Genomic DNA, 15,705 nt, shown 5'->3' on the forward strand with positions numbered 1-15,705 from the left:
ATCTAATAAGATTATAGTTCAGTGGTTGCTATTCTATTTTTCAAAATTAAGGCTTTAGCCCGTATTTTAGCTTCCAACTCATCTATCATTTTTTCATTATCTATACGCCCTATGCGCACACCATCTTCATAAAAACCGCTTTTATTGTGCCCACCAGCAACACCCATTGTGGAAGCTAACGCTTCACCTGGACCATTAACAACACAGCCAATAATAGAGACATCCATCGGTGTTATAATATCTTCAAGTCGTTGCTCTAGCGTATTAACGGTACTAATTACATCAAATTCTTGTCTTGAACAAGTTGGACAAGCAATGAAATTAATCCCTCTAGATCGGATACGTAAAGATTTCAAAATATCAAATCCAACTTTGACTTCTTCCGTCGGATCGGCAGCAAGTGAAACTCTTAATGTATCGCCGATACCTTCAGATAGCAATAAACCGAGCCCAATTGCTGATTTTACAGCACCTGTACGAATGCCTCCGGCTTCAGTTATTCCTAGATGTAAAGGCTGCTTAATTTGTTTTGCCAATAATCGATACGAATCAACTGCGGTAAAAACATCTGACGCCTTAACACTTACCTTAAATTGATCAAAATCAAGCCTATCAAGAATATCTACATGGCGCATCGCAGACTCAACTATCGCTTCTGGTGTTGGTTCACCATACTTTTCTTGGATATCTTTTTCTAGCGAACCTGAATTAACACCAATACGTATTGGAATATTTTTATCTTTAGCACAATCAACTACTGAACGAATTCTCGATTCATTACCAATATTACCAGGATTAATCCTTAAACAATTAACACCATATTCAGCAACTTTTAAAGCTATTCGATAATCAAAGTGAATATCGGCAATCAAGGGAACTTTTACTTGTTGCTTAATAAATTTAAATGCTTCAGCAGCATCCATCGTTGGAATAGAAACGCGCACAATATCAACACCAACACGCTCAAGCGTTTGGATTTGAGCTACTGTTTTCTCTACATCTGTTGTTCGTGTATTGGTCATGGATTGGACAGCAATAGGAGCTCCACCTCCAATGGGCACATCACCGACATAAATTCGGGTAGATTCTCTCCTAACAATTGGTGATTCTTGATGACTCATAAGATGCCTAATCACATTACAAAATAACTAGGTCGCGATCTTAACAAGATTTGGGGCAAATGTCTGTATGTGAATTCGAAAATTTGCTAACTGTTAACGCGATCAGAAGCCCCAGGAGAAATATAATGGCTAACTTCAACGTAATTATTTTTGTTTTGACAGGTAGCGTAATATAATCCAATACCTAATAACAAAATAAAAATGAATAAAGTAATAAAGATAATCTTTTTACTATGACTTTTTTTATTATCTATTGATTCGAGTTTGAAAGGTTGTTTTACTGAATATTGCTTTGCTAATGCCTCAAGATAAGGTTGATATTCTTCACTAGGTAAACCAACAATTTTTGCATAGTTTTGAATATAGCTTTTAACAAGAACATAAGGGGCATGGACTAACTGATTATTTTCTATTTCTGAAATAACTTGAGTTCTAACATGAATTTGAGCAGAAATATCTTTTTGGGTTAAGCCCTTGTTATCCCTTAAATCGGAAAGAATCTTACCCAACGTAATATTATTTTCCATCATTTTCTCTTATTTTGCCTTCCATTAGTTTACACAACTTTAACTTATTTTTACATAATTTTATATATTTTTACATATTTCAAAAATTAATCAATCCTTTTTGCATTAAACCACTGTTTTGGCGTCTCAATTTCATTTTGTGCAGCGACTAATTGTAATTCATATTCATTTTGTTTTAATGTCTCAAGCATAACAGCATAAACTGCAGAGGTAGTATGTTCGAAAGCTTCGACCATTGATTTACCAAGCATTATATTTGCTAAAAATAGCCCGCTAGTCACATCGCCAACACCTACTGGTTGCTTAACACCAAAATCGACTAAGGGACGATCAATATGCCAAGCTTCATCCATAGTTACAAGCAACATTTCAAAACGATCTTTTTGATAACCTGCTCGACTTAAGTGTTTAACTAATAAAACTTTAGGTCCTTTTTGACAAATTGAGCGACAGGCTAAAATTGCTTCATTAACATTACTGATTGGTTGTTTACCATTAAGTTCCTCTAGCTCTAAGATATTTGGAGCCATCATATCTGCAATAGGCAAAGCGGTATTACATAAAAATTCGGATACACCTGGCGCAACAAAACAACCTTTTTCAGGATGTCCCATTACCGGATCACAAAGATAAATTGCTTCAGGATTTACTGCCTTTACTTTCTTAACTATGTCGATGATTGCATTACCTTGCTCTGGAGATCCCATATACCCACTTAATACAGCATTACATCGGTCTAATTCCCCAATAGCATTAATTCCTTCAGCAATATCTACCAAATGAGATGCTGACATTACCGATCCAGTCCATTGACGATACTGGGTATGATTTGAAAATTGAACCGTATTTAGAGGCCAAACATTCACACCCAAACGACGCATTGGAAATACAGCTGCACTATTACCTGCATGACCAAATACAACATGAGACTGAATCGATAAAATATTTTTCATGAAATCATCTCCAAATGAGTAAGCAGTAGTATTTTTTACCTCGACGCAATAATGTATAACGATTAAAGAGTTTATCACTACTAGAAAAACGATAATCTGTTGTGGAATTACGTTCACCATTAACAGAAATAGCATTTGATTCAATCATTGTTCTTGCCTGACCTCTTGAAGGTGCAAAATCTGCATTAACGATTGCTTGTTGCAAATCTAGCTCTTCTTCAACAGCCAATGTAGGCATACCATCTTGAGCTAACTGCTCAAAATCAGCTTCAGATAAGTCAGTTAACTTACCAGAAAATAAACTTTCAGTGATACGTTTCGCTGCGGTTAAGCCATCTTCGCCATGAACTAAACGAGTAACTTGCTCAGCAAGTACATATTGAGCTCTAGGGGCTAAGCCACTATTCTTATCCTCTTCTTCCAATGCATCAATTTCTTCCAATGACATGAATGTAAAGAATTTAAGGAAACGATAAACATCGGCATCAGCAGTATTAATCCAAAATTGATAAAATTTATACGGGCTGGTTTTTTTAGGATCTAACCATACTGCACCGCTTTCAGTTTTACCAAATTTGGTTCCGTCCGATTTAGTAATTAATGGTACGGTTAAACCATAAACTTGTTTTTGATGTAAACGACGAGTTAAATCGATACCTGCGGTAATATTACCCCATTGATCAGAACCACCTATCTGTAACACGACATTATGTGCTTTGTTTAGGCTTGCAAAATCATAAGATTGTAACAAGCTATAAGAAAACTCAGTAAATGAAATACCTGACTCATCGCGGTCAATACGTTGCTTAACAGATTCTTTATTAATCATTGAATTGACGGAAAAATATTTACCAATGTCCCGTAAAAAAGATAAAACATTCATGCCACCAAACCAATCATAGTTATTGGCTACAATAGCTGCATTATCACCACATTCAAAATCCAAAAACGGCGATACTTGTTGTTTGATTTTCTCACTCCATTCAATAACAGTATCTTCAGTGTTAAGCTTACGTTCAACTGCTTTGAAGCTTGGATCCCCAATTAGTCCTGTTGCACCACCAACTAATGCAATTGGTTTATGACCAGCCAATTGAAAACGTTTTAAACAAAGTAATGGAACTAAATGACCAAGATGCAAACTGTCAGCTGTTGGATCAAAACCACAATATAGCGCAATAGGATTTTTTTCGATTAATTCCATTAGCGCGTTTTCATCAGTAAGTTGAGCAATAAGCCCACGCTCTTGCAGTTGTTTGATCACATTTTTTGTCATGATATTTTACCTATTAACGTTTCTATTCTATTTAATTACATTTATTTATTATGATATCTTTTATACGCTTGTTCAAAATGATCTTCGACTATTTCATTTGGTTTTTTGTCTAATAAACTAAAAATAACTATTGCTATTGACGCAAATAAAAAACCTGGAATCAAGGAATACAAATTAAACCAATTGAAATTTATCCAAAGTAAAACGGTAATTGCTCCCGTTATCATTCCTGCTAGTGCACCATTGCGAGTCATTCGAGCCCAGAAAACCGAAAATACAACAATAGGGCCAAATGCCGCTCCAAATCCTGCCCAAGCATGACTGACTAAATCAAGCACACTGTTATTTGGGTTTATTGCGAGTAAAATAGCAATAACTGAAACTAATAAGACCATAACACGCCCAACCCAAACTAATTCTCGTTGTTTAGCCTTTGGTCTGATAAATGCTCGATAGAAATCTTCAGTTAATGCACTTGAACAAACTAATAATTGGCAACTTAGGGTACTCATTACTGCAGCTAAGATAGCTGCAAGCAAAATACCTGCAATCCACGGATTAAAAAGTAATTTAGATAATTCGATGAAAATACGTTCATGCTTACCATCATCAATTAAATAAGCTAAATTTGGATTGTTAGCAAAAAAAGCTATACCAAAGAAACCAACTGTAATAGCACCGGCTAAACACAAAATCATCCATGTCATACTAATTCGACGAGCGTTTTTCATTACTTCGTGTGAATCAGCAGCCATAAACCTTGCTAAAATATGGGGCTGACCAAAATAACCAAGTCCCCATCCTAATAAAGAGATAATGGCAATAAAATCCATATGTGAAAAGATGTTTGTGTAATCGGGATTTAATGATTGAATATTAGCCAACGCATCTGAAAAACCCCCAGCATTTATCATAACCATGATTGGGGTTAAAATTAATGCAAACATCATTAAACTAGCTTGAATAGTATCTGTCCAGCTGACCGCTAAAAAACCACCGATAAAAGTATAAGCAATGGTTGCACCTGCACCAGCAAGCATAGCCCAGCCATAACTAAGGCCAAATGTACTTTCAAATAATTTAGCGCCAGCAACTACACCAGAAGCACAATAAATCGTGAAAAAGATTAAAATTATTACTGCCGAAATAATTCTTAGTAATGAGCTGTTATCATCAAATCGACGAGAAAAATAATCAGGTAAAGTTAATGAATTATGATTTATTTCAGTAAAAACTCTTAGCCTACCCGCAATAAGAAGCCAATTTAAATAAGCACCAATTATTAAACCTATTGCAATCCAACTTTGTGAAATACCAAATAAAAAGACTGCACCCGGCAATCCCATTAATAACCAACCACTCATATCAGAAGCACCAGCAGAAAGTGCAGTCACTACACTACCGATACGTCGCCCACCTAATATGTAATCACCAAAATTTCGCGTTGCACGGAATGCAAAAAAACCGATAGCAATCATTCCTAATATGTAAACAGCAAAGGTGACAATCATTGGTAATGACATTTTTATAATAAACCTTGAATGATGAAATTAAAAAATAGTTGGCTAGCTTACCACAAAAAGCCAATGCTAAAAAGCAGGTGATTTCTGCAGATAAATGTTAAATAAAAAAGAAAAAACAATTCAAAAGTAAAAATATTTTATTATTTTCCAATAGATAGATTTTTAATAGTCTTAACTTTTATAAAAACTCAATAGATCCTACGGTTAAATCTAAAATAAAAGTATATAATATTAATTAACCATCTTATGTTTATAATATATTGTGAAACAATCAACACGAATACAAATTTTAGAAAGACTAAAAGATCATATTAAAGATCCTACAACCGAATTGGTGTATCAAACACCGTTCGAGCTACTTATTGCCGTTGTGCTTTCAGCCCAAGCTACAGATGTTAGTGTTAATAAAGCTACAAAACCGTTATTTGCGATTGCAAACACTGCAGAGCAAATTTTAGCGTTAGGCGTCGATAAATTAAAAGATTATATTCGCACAATAGGTTTATATAATAGTAAAGCTGAAAACATTATTAAAACTTGTCAGATTTTGGTTGATAAATATCAAGGACAAGTCCCCGAAAACTTTGATTCATTAATTGCTCTACCTGGTGTGGGTAGAAAAACAGCCAACGTTGTGTTAAATACAGCTTTCGGCTGGCCAACTATTGCGGTCGATACACATATATTTAGGGTAAGTAATCGAACTGGTTTTGCTCCAGGTAAAACCGTTGAAGCAGTTGAAGAGAAGTTACTGAAAGTGGTACCAAAGGAGTACAAAATAAATTGTCACCATTGGTTAATATTACATGGTAGATATACGTGTATTGCTAGAAAACCTCGTTGTGGATCTTGTGTTATTGAAGATTTGTGTGAATTTAAAGAAAAAGTTTATCCAGAGTAAGAATCAATGCCGAATAAATTTATATTAGATCATGAAGACATAGACTTGTTTAAAAATAGTATTGGTAAAACCAAACAGCTCAAACAAGATACTGTGATTCATAAACCTCAAAAACGATCTCAAAAGCTAATAGAAAATCAAAAAATTCAACATGAAAAAGTAAATAATGAATTTTACTTTTCTGATGATTACCAACCTCTATTACAAGAAGATCCGATTCGTTATAGTCGTGAAAACTCAGATCCTAATGAATTGAAAAAATTACGACGTGGATTTTATGCACCTGAATTCTTTTTAGATTTACATGGATTAACTCTGCAAGAAGCGAAAAAAGAAATAGCAGCATTAATCGCCGTTTGTTTAAAAGAAAATGCCAATTGCGCTTGCATCATGTATGGGCACGGTAAAAACATATTAAAAAAACAAACCCCAATGTGGTTAGCCCAGCATCCTAATATCATTTGTTTTCATCAAGCACCGAAAGAATTTGGCGGCAGTGCAGCATTACTTATTTTATTTGATACCATCAATAACTAAAAAATAAATTTTAAATATATAAGGAATAAAAAATGAAATTATTAAAAAAAATAAAACATGTTTATTTATTTCTAATACTTGCTATCTTTATAACTGCATGTGGCGGACTTGATGCAATTCCTTCAGAAAAAAGTAACTATATTGGCAAATGGCAAGGTGAATATATGGTGATAACTATCACTAAAGACGCCAAAGTTAGTTACAATTATAAAAAAGATGGGGTAACTAAAAGCGTTGAAGGGCCGATACAAGAATTTATTGGTGATGATTTTAAAGTAGGGGTTTTAGGTTTAAATTCTTTATTCAAAGTAAGTAAGCCTCCTTATTTTGAGGACGGTCAATGGAAAATGGTCATTGATGATCAATTAGTTATCAAAACATCGTATTTTTAATCACTTTAAAATAAAAAAGCCAGCATAGTTGCGCTAGGCTGGCAAACATTGGAAGCAATGTGAGCAATGTCATACTTTTTCAGAAGTCTTGCGACGCTCTAATCAAGTACACCTTAATGATAATAATTCTCATTATTAAAAGCAAGCGTTTTTTTGACTTTTTTCAAAAAATAAAAGAAAAATGTAAACCACCAATTTTTTTTAATATGAAATCATTGTGTTAGCTTTAGAATAATAGAGAGGAATACAGGGCTATGTCACCCTGTATTTTTGTAATGGTGATTTTTTAGTTGATAATTTGAAGTGATAAGTTTAACTTATTTTAGGTTATTACTATTTTTGATAGATAAATTCAACCCCTTCTTCGTCACTGTCATCCCAATCATCAAAATCATCGTCATCAAAAGCCTCATCCATCGCTTGTTGGTGATAATCATCCCACATAAATTCAACTTTTTCTGCTGCCGTTTCTGCTTCTTCTGTTTCACGAGGATGCGCATTCATGTAGTCCATTAGATCCCAACATAAAGCTTTTACCCCTTCATGATTAACTGCTGAAATCACATAATATTTATCATTCCAGTCGAGTGCTTTTGCAATTTCTGCTGCACATTTGGCACTTTCTTCTTCACCCAATACATCCATTTTATTGAAAACTAACAAGCGAGGTTTATTGGCTAATTTTTCACTATATTGGTGAAGTTCTTGAATAATAACTTTAGCATTTTCAATTGGATCTGATTCATCAATTGGTGCAATATCAATTAGATGAACTAAAATCCTACAGCGTTCTAAGTGTTTTAAAAAACGAATACCAAGTCCTGCGCCATCCGATGCTCCTTCAATCAACCCTGGAATATCAGCAACAACAAAACTCTGCTCATTATCCATTCTAACTACCCCTAAACTAGGTACTAAAGTTGTAAATGGATAATCAGCGACTTTCGGTTTTGCTGCTGAAACTGAACGAATAAACGTTGATTTACCTGCATTAGGCAAACCTAACATACCAACATCAGCTAATAGTAAAAGTTCTAGTAGCACATCACGTTTTTCACCCGGCGTACCATCAGTCTTTTGTCTTGGTGCGCGATTCACTGATGATTTAAAACGTGCGTTACCAAGCCCATGAAAACCACCTTTAGCCACAAGGACTTTTTGTTGATGATGAGTTAGATCACCAATAATTTCACCAGTATATTTGTCAGTGATACGAGTCCCAACAGGTACTTTAACGGTAATATCTTTACCTCGCTTGCCGGTACAATCAGAACCTTGTCCATTTTGACCACGTTCAGCGCGATAGTTCTTTTCAAATTGAAAATCCACGAGTGTGTTTAGATTTTCATCGGCAATAAAAAATACATCGCCACCATCTCCACCATCGCCACCATCAGGACCACCTTTAGGTATATATTTTTCACGACGGAAACCAACACAACCATTGCCACCGTCACCAGCTTCCACTCGAATTGAAGCTTCATCTACAAATTTCATTATTTGTCCTCTTTTTTCGGTTAATCAGCCAGCCCTTTCTAGGTTGCCATAAATGATGTCCAACTGTTGCAAACATTGCACCTGCTACAACAGATACCGCGCCAATATAACCTATAATATTTAAATATTGCATTACAAACTTTTCTGGCCATAGTAAAGCAAATAAATCTGAGAAAATCAGTGCAAAAAGTGGTGTCAGTGTTGTTATAGCACTTACTTGCGCAGCTTGCCAACGCTCCATTGCCATAACTAAAGCACCATAAGCAATAATGGTATTTAAACCACAAAAAATAATTGCAAACAATTGACTAAAATCAGCATTAGCAATTTTAGTCGGCGATGCTAGAGGCCATAAAAAGATACTACATATAAGATAAATCAACCAAAGTAGCTGCTCTGCTCTTAATTTTCTTAATAATACTTTTTGCGCTAATGCATAACATGCCCATGATATAGAGGCTAATAAGGCCAGCCACACACCTATACCATATGAAGACATATTGGCAAAGAGATCTGCTAGATTTTCATTAAAAAATAGCGCTAAACCAATTAACAATATAGTAATACCAATAATTTGTGTTGGTCTTAATTTCTCTTTGAAAATAAAAGCACTAGAAATCATAAATATGACAATGCCAGTTTGCCCAACAACTTGAGCTGTAGTTGCAGATAAATACTGAACAGCTGTAGCAAAAAGCGCAAAATTACCTAATAAACCAAATCCGGCAATCATTAATAGAATAAAACGGCGTCGTTTTTTAAACATCATCAAATTAGGAAATTGTTTTTTATAAGCCAACCAAAGCGTTATACCTACTGCTGATATACTTAAGCGTGACCAAGCTAACGTTAATGGATCAATAACAACTAATGCATATTTCATAGCAATTGGCACGAGTCCCCACATCACTGACGTCAACATGGCTAGCGCAAAACCTAATTTAACATTTTGCTGTTTTATCATAATGAATTAATTTATATAAATTTCAAGAAATGAAAAAAGCCCCACAATAACTGTGAGGCTTCTATAACTTATGAACCGCTGGTTTATTAGCTGTTAGCAACTACACTAACATAACGGCGGTTTTTAGGTCCTTTAACTTCAAACTTAACTTGTCCATCAACTAACGCGAATAGGGTATGATCACGACCACAACCTACATTAGTACCTGGGTGGAATTGAGTTCCACGTTGACGAACTAAAATATTACCAGCAAGAACTTCTTGAGAACCATAACGTTTAACACCTAAACGTTTACTCTGGGAATCACGACCATTACGTGATGAACCACCAGCCTTCTTATGTGCCATTGTTCGATACTCCTATTAAGCGATTGCAGTGATCTTCACATCAGTGAACCACTGACGGTGACCTTGTTGTTTACGATAGTGTTTACGACGACGGAATTTAACAATTTTCACTTTCTCGCCACGACCGTGCTCAACAATCTCTGCTTTAACTGTTGCACCTTCAACAAACGGAGCACCAACTTTGATGTCTTCACCATTTGCTACCATTAAAACTTTATCGAAAACAACTTCTGCACCTGTTTCGACTTCAATTTTTTCCAAGCGAACGACTTGTCCTTCGCTAACTCGGTGTTGTTTACCACCACTTTGGAAAACTGCGTACATACTTAACTCCGCAATAAAAAGCAGACGATTCCTGATTTAACATATATGTCTGCATTGATTAATCTTATAGGGCGTGAATTTTACGCAAAATTTATGCTTGTTGCAAGCGCTGTTTAATAAAAGATCGCAAAAAGTCATAAAAAAGATCTTTGATCAACGGTTTTCACGATACAATAGAGCTAAATTATTATTTATTTAAACAATATTTAACACAAAAATATTGAGTATCGATATGCTAAAAAGAAAATTTCGCTACAGTGCATCTATTTTAAATCGTTTAACACTTTTAATGTTTTCTTTAGGTGCCATGGCGTTATTAGCTTTGTTTTTATCAATACAAGTAGCTAATGATACTAAAGGCAGTGCTTATATGATAAACCAATTGGGTTTAATTAGGATGAAAAGCTATCAATTTTTAGCCATGATCCCGATTGAAAAAAAGGACTATGATCGACTTAATATTTTTAATGATATTCCGTCTTCTGAGCAATTAAAATTATTTGAACGTTACCATTTAATTGATGAGCTTAACCAATTACAGTCTCAATGGATAACTGATATTGTCCCCAAAATTAAACAAGCAAACAGTATAGATGAAATAAAAAATGAAATTGATAAGTTTGTAACTCAGACCGATAAATTAGTCCATCAAATTGATCAAAAAACAGAAAATCAAATCCATTATATATCACAATTGCAATTTGTTTTTATCATTCTTATTGTTCTATTTCTTCTTGCGCAAATTTACTATTTACGTCGTTATCTTCTTGCGCCTTGGCGCAAATTAATTAATATGGCTGAATCTATTTCGCAACATAACTTTAGCCAACGATTTAACAGTAAGAAAAGTAAAAAGAACGAATTTGATTTATTGGGGCAAGCCTTCAATGAAATGGCAGAACAAATTGAATTGCAGTACCAATTATTAGAAGAACGTGTCACAGAAAAAACTGCCGAATTACAACAAATCAATAAAATATTGTCGTTTCAGTATCAAGCTATAAAACAACTGCACACATCAGATCCATTATGTGAACGCTTTTTAATTATACTCCGCCAGCTTGAGGAATTAGTGCCATTAACACAGTTTCAAATTCGTTTTTATGAGTCGGATAATATAGAACATTATCAACAAATCAGCTATGCCAACCAACAAAGACTACCTTATTGCCAAAATTCAGAATGTAACGCTTGCCTTATTCCATCAAAATCTTATCAAGAAAATGGATTTCAACGTTATTGGTATCTTCAAGAAAAAGGTGAAAAATTTGGTATTTTATTTGCTCTACAACCATCAACAATGCATCTAAGTGCAGAACAAGAAAATTTAATTACAGCCTTAGTCGAGCAAATGACGACAGCACTAATGCTTGATAGGCAAATAGAACAACAAAAACAATATCTATTAATGAAAGAGCGCTCAGCAATGGCCAGAGAGTTACATGACTCTATAGCACAATCTCTTTCTTGTTTAAAAATTCATCTTAGTTGCTTACAAATGCAACCAGATTTAACCTCACAAACAAGTAGTGATTTGCTAGCTATTATGCGTACAGAAGTTAATATTACTTATTCTCAATTAAGAGAATTAATAACTTCTTTTCGTTTACGACTTAATCAAACCGGTTTTTATGCCAGCTTAATGGAATTGATCGAAGAATTTAATCAAAAATTGAAATTTAAAATACAAGCTGAATATCAACTACCTCTCAATGTCATTAAGAGCAAATATGCATTCCATCTATTGCAATGTGTACGCGAATCTTTAAATAATATTTATAAACATGCTAATGCAACACAAGTTAAAATAAGTTTAACTATTGATGATAATCAGATTATTAGTGTCAGCATAAAAGATAATGGTATTGGTTTACAAAATAATGCTAATCAAGATAATCATTATGGATTAATAATTATGCGTGATAGAGTTGAAATATTAAATGGCAATTTAACCATTAATAGTAAGCCTAATCTAGGCACTGAGATTGTAATAACGTTTAAAGCAACTACAATGATCCCATTTAAAATGATAGAAGAATAACAAATGGAACAAGTTAAAAGTTCAATATTACTTATTGATGATCATCCCATGTTAAGAAATGGGGTTAAGCAACTTATAAAAACAATCAATAATTTTGAGGTTATCGGTGAAACAGGCTCTGGCTTAGAAGGGGTTATGCTTGCAGAAACACTTGATCCGGACATTATTTTATTAGATATCAATATGAATGATGTCAATGGATTAGAAATCTTGCGTTATTTACGAGAAAAAAATATTTCTGCACGAATCATTATATTTACTGTATCAGATGCAAAAGAAGATATCATTACTGCTATCAAAACCGGTGCTGATGGCTATTTATTAAAAGATATGGAACCGGAAAACCTTCTGAAAGCATTAATAGATATTTCTGAAGGCAAAATCACCATGGATGAAGCAATTTCACCTATTATTCTTGATTATATGCGTCATGGTGGAGGCACGACTACAAATCAGTCCCATAATATTAATTTACTCACACCAAGAGAACGAGAAATATTTAATTTATTAGTTCAAGGATTATCAAATAAATTAATAGCGAAAGAGTTAGATATTGTCGAAAACACAGTAAAAGTCCATATAAAAAGTATATTTAAAAAATTAAATTTTAAATCAAGAATGGAAATGACTGTATGGTATTTACAAAGTAAAGAATAGCTAGTACTAATTATGCCATTCTTCACTTTATCTAACATTAAAGTTTAGAAAACCAATTTAACTTTTTGCGTAATGCAACTACACGTCCAATAATAATTAAACTAGGACTACAAGCATGTAATGCAAGTTGAGTAAGATCACATAATAATCCCTCTACAACTTTCTGATTGGCTTTTGTACCTTCTTCTACTATAGCCACAGGTATATTACTATCCATACCATGTTTAATTAATTGTGTTTTAATATTTTCTGCTTGTGATAACCCCATATAAAAAACGAGAGTCTGTTTTTCAGCAGCTAAACTTTGCCAATCCAAATGAGTGCCATCTTTCAAATGACCCGTAATTAAACGAACACTATGAGCATAATCACGATGAGTTAATGGTATTCCACTATAAGCTGAGCATCCTGAAGCAGCTGTAATTCCTGGTACTAACGAAAAAGGAATATTAGCATCAAATAGTGTTTCAAGCTCTTCTCCGCCTCGACCAAAAATGAAGGGGTCACCACCTTTAAGTCTTACTACTCGCAACCCTTTTTGGGCTTGCTCAAGTAATATTTGGTTAATTTGTTCTTGTGGCACACAATGAAAACCAGGCCGCTTACCGACAAAAATTCGCTGAGCATCTCGTCGAGCTAAATTCATTATTTCATCGGATACTAATCGATCGTAAACAATAATATCGGCTTGTTGAATTTGTTGAAGAGCTTTTAATGTCAACAACCCTGGGTCACCCGGACCGGCACCAACTAAAACCACTTCACCTCGATAATCAACGGGCTCTTCAAATAATTCATTAGTTAACATTTCAACTTTTTCTGAATCATTATTAGCTATAGCTTGAGCTAACCTATCATGTGTAAATAGCTTTTCCCAGAATCTTCTTCGTTCAGTCATGCTTTGATAAGTTGCTTTTACTTTATTACGCAAATAACCAGCATATTTCGCTAGTTTGCCAATATTTTGCGGTAAAATCGCTTCTAGTTTTTCACGTAATAACCGTGCCAATACAGGAGCATGACCTTCTGAAGATATCGCAACCATTATTGGAGAGCGATCAATAATAGAAGGCATAATAAAACTAGCACCTTTAGGTGAATCAACGATATTACAAAAAATACGTCGCTTTTCTGATTCTATACTGACTTGCTGATTGGTTTGTTGACAATCTGTTGCGGCAATAACTAACCATTTATTATCGAGTAGTTGTGTATCAAATTCACCTTGTATTAAAACCAATTGTTTTTGTTCTTGCCAACAGACAAATTGCTGAGTAAATTCAAGAGCATTGACAGTTAAATTTGCGCCAGCTTCAAGCAATAACCGAGCTTTACGCTCGGCTATTTCCCCACCACCAACTAATAAGCAATCACGGTTTTCTAATTTACAAAATAAAGGTAAATAATCCATAGACTTTAAAAACAACCATTAATATCTTATTGATCTAAAAAATTTACTGTTAATAATCCAATAATTCTTAAAAACAGTAAGCTAAACAATTACAACCTTATTCAATAATGATTAAGGTCGATCTGCTTTAGGTGTTGAAAACCAATATCCTAAGCCCATAAAGAGTGCTCCAGATACTAAATTACCCAACGAAACCCATAACAAGTTATGCCCAATACCACCTAAAGTATAGGCATCAGTATGATTTCCAAACCAAGAAAGAGAAAATAACGTCATATTAGCAACACTATGCTCATACCCACAAGCAATAAATGCCAATAAACACCACCATATAGCAATAAATTTGGCTGAACCTTCAACTCGATTTGCCATCCAAATAGCTAAACAAACTAACCAATTACATAAAATTCCACGAAAAAATAGAGCCATTGCGGGAGTGGATGTTTTTGCTAATGCCGCAGTATGTATAAGGGAAGTATCTGTTGCCAATAATGGGCTTGCCGCCCAATAAAATAAAGCAGCAACAAAAATAGATCCCAGTAAATTGCCTAGCCACGTTTGTGGTAATACCCACCACATTTGAAAGTGTGTAATCTTTTTAGCTTGAACACCAAATGTTAAAAACATGGTATGCCCAGTAAATAACTCCGAGCCTGCTATAACAACTAAAGTTAATGCAATTCCAAATGTTGCTCCCATAACTAAAGGTCTAACTGATGCATCAAGCAAATTACCCAGCGTAAAAATTAATATGATACCCAGACCAACATAAGCACCAGCCATAGCAGAACTTAGCCAAAACCCTATAGGATTGGTTTTAGCTAATTTAACAATACGTGCTGCATTAACAGCACATTTATTAATTGTTTCTGTATACATTTATTATTCCTATTTTTATTTATTAGTTAAATTTAACTTTAACAAATCCATCATTATCAATTTTGACCTCATAGTGTGCGATGGAATAACTTGCATCTTCAAAACAATAACCATCTTTTAAACGAAAGCGTTGTTTTTTCAGAGGACTAGCAACCCATAATTCATTTTCATGCTCACAAATAATCCCCCTAGAAAGCACACTAGCATTAGCAAAAGGATCAATATTACTAATCGCATAAAGCTCGTCAGAATGAAAAGGACGAAAAACAGCGACATGCTCTTTACCAACTAAAGCACAAACTCCTGTTTCAGGAAAAATATCTTCAATTTTACAGATAGTTACCCATTGACTCAT

Annotated in this window: 17 protein-coding genes; 5 read left to right on the top strand and 12 right to left on the bottom strand. The window is 34.3% G+C overall.

From position 1 onward, the window contains the following. Positions 1-11: 11 nt before the first annotated feature. From ispG to putP, 5 genes are all read right to left on the bottom strand, one after another. Complete coding sequence (gene ispG, locus J3U27_RS06020; protein WP_065734952.1) at positions 12-1,121, bottom strand: flavodoxin-dependent (E)-4-hydroxy-3-methylbut-2-enyl-diphosphate synthase; 1,110 nt, start codon at positions 1,119-1,121, stop codon at positions 12-14. 86 nt (positions 1,122-1,207) lie between these two features. Further along, positions 1,208-1,648: a helix-turn-helix domain-containing protein gene (locus tag J3U27_RS06025; RefSeq protein ID WP_065734953.1), complete on the bottom strand. Its 441-nt coding sequence runs from the start codon at positions 1,646-1,648 to the stop codon at positions 1,208-1,210. A gap of 86 nt (positions 1,649-1,734) precedes the next feature. Continuing rightward, positions 1,735-2,601 carry a pyridoxal kinase PdxY gene (gene pdxY, locus J3U27_RS06030; RefSeq protein ID WP_065734954.1) on the bottom strand — a complete coding sequence of 289 codons (867 nt, stop codon included), beginning with the start codon at positions 2,599-2,601 and terminating at the stop codon, positions 1,735-1,737. Positions 2,602-2,605: 4 nt separating this feature from the next. Continuing rightward, positions 2,606-3,877, bottom strand: coding sequence for a tyrosine--tRNA ligase (tyrS, locus tag J3U27_RS06035; RefSeq protein WP_218060057.1), 1,272 nt, complete (start codon positions 3,875-3,877; stop codon positions 2,606-2,608). 41 nt (positions 3,878-3,918) lie between these two features. Continuing rightward, complete coding sequence (gene putP, locus J3U27_RS06040) at positions 3,919-5,406, bottom strand: sodium/proline symporter PutP (RefSeq protein ID WP_065562912.1); 1,488 nt, start codon at positions 5,404-5,406, stop codon at positions 3,919-3,921. Between the two features lie 256 nt (positions 5,407-5,662). Between putP and nth the strand changes: the two genes are divergently transcribed. Genes nth through J3U27_RS06055 form a run of 3 tightly spaced genes read left to right on the top strand, consistent with a single transcriptional unit; the run spans position 5,663 to position 7,230 of the window. Continuing rightward, positions 5,663-6,301, top strand: a complete 639-nt coding sequence (gene nth, locus J3U27_RS06045) for an endonuclease III (RefSeq protein ID WP_065562913.1) — start codon at positions 5,663-5,665, stop codon at positions 6,299-6,301. Positions 6,302-6,307: 6 nt separating this feature from the next. Next, a complete protein-coding gene (smrB, locus tag J3U27_RS06050) occupies positions 6,308-6,838 on the top strand; it encodes an endonuclease SmrB (protein WP_267357694.1) in 531 nt (176 codons plus the stop codon). Between the two features lie 32 nt (positions 6,839-6,870). Continuing rightward, positions 6,871-7,230: a hypothetical protein gene (locus J3U27_RS06055; RefSeq protein WP_267377065.1), complete on the top strand. Its 360-nt coding sequence runs from the start codon at positions 6,871-6,873 to the stop codon at positions 7,228-7,230. Between the two features lie 333 nt (positions 7,231-7,563). On the opposite strand, the gene cgtA is transcribed toward J3U27_RS06055, so the two are convergent. The 4 genes from cgtA to rplU form a co-directional block, all read right to left on the bottom strand. Next, positions 7,564-8,727: an Obg family GTPase CgtA gene (gene cgtA, locus J3U27_RS06060; RefSeq protein WP_220225292.1), complete on the bottom strand. Its 1,164-nt coding sequence runs from the start codon at positions 8,725-8,727 to the stop codon at positions 7,564-7,566. After that, positions 8,711-9,691, bottom strand: coding sequence for a DMT family transporter (locus J3U27_RS06065; RefSeq protein WP_065562917.1), 981 nt, complete (start codon positions 9,689-9,691; stop codon positions 8,711-8,713). Before J3U27_RS06065 ends, cgtA begins: the two co-directional genes overlap by 17 nt. An 86-nt stretch (positions 9,692-9,777) precedes the next feature. Beyond that, entirely contained in the window at positions 9,778-10,038 is a 261-nt protein-coding gene (gene rpmA, locus J3U27_RS06070) for a 50S ribosomal protein L27 (RefSeq protein ID WP_034883716.1), read from the bottom strand. Between the two features lie 15 nt (positions 10,039-10,053). Beyond that, positions 10,054-10,362 carry a 50S ribosomal protein L21 gene (gene rplU / locus J3U27_RS06075; protein ID WP_065562918.1) on the bottom strand — a complete coding sequence of 103 codons (309 nt, stop codon included), beginning with the start codon at positions 10,360-10,362 and terminating at the stop codon, positions 10,054-10,056. 232 nt (positions 10,363-10,594) lie between these two features. Here rplU and narX point away from each other — a divergent pair, with 232 nt between their 5' ends. Further along, positions 10,595-12,403 (top strand): nitrate/nitrite two-component system sensor histidine kinase NarX, encoded by a 1,809-nt coding sequence (gene narX, locus J3U27_RS06080; RefSeq protein ID WP_267377066.1) that lies wholly within the window; start codon positions 10,595-10,597, stop codon positions 12,401-12,403. A 3-nt stretch (positions 12,404-12,406) separates the two neighbouring features. Then, the gene (narL, locus tag J3U27_RS06085; protein ID WP_220225295.1) at positions 12,407-13,060 is read left to right on the top strand and encodes a two-component system response regulator NarL; all 654 of its coding nucleotides are present in this window, start codon (positions 12,407-12,409) and stop codon (positions 13,058-13,060) included. Positions 13,061-13,097: 37 nt separating this feature from the next. Here narL and cysG read toward each other — a convergent pair whose 3' ends face one another. The 3 genes from cysG to nirD form a co-directional block, all read right to left on the bottom strand. Next, positions 13,098-14,471, bottom strand: coding sequence for a siroheme synthase CysG (gene cysG, locus J3U27_RS06090; RefSeq protein WP_065562921.1), 1,374 nt, complete (start codon positions 14,469-14,471; stop codon positions 13,098-13,100). Between the two features lie 111 nt (positions 14,472-14,582). After that, the gene (nirC, locus tag J3U27_RS06095; protein ID WP_065562922.1) at positions 14,583-15,350 is read right to left on the bottom strand and encodes a nitrite transporter NirC; all 768 of its coding nucleotides are present in this window, start codon (positions 15,348-15,350) and stop codon (positions 14,583-14,585) included. A gap of 22 nt (positions 15,351-15,372) precedes the next feature. Beyond that, positions 15,373-15,705, bottom strand: a complete 333-nt coding sequence (gene nirD / locus J3U27_RS06100; RefSeq protein WP_065562923.1) for a nitrite reductase small subunit NirD — start codon at positions 15,703-15,705, stop codon at positions 15,373-15,375.

Origin of the sequence: Gilliamella sp. B2911, assembly GCF_026536965.1 — a bacterium.
In the GTDB taxonomy this organism is placed as follows: domain Bacteria; phylum Pseudomonadota; class Gammaproteobacteria; order Enterobacterales; family Orbaceae; genus Gilliamella; species Gilliamella apicola_E.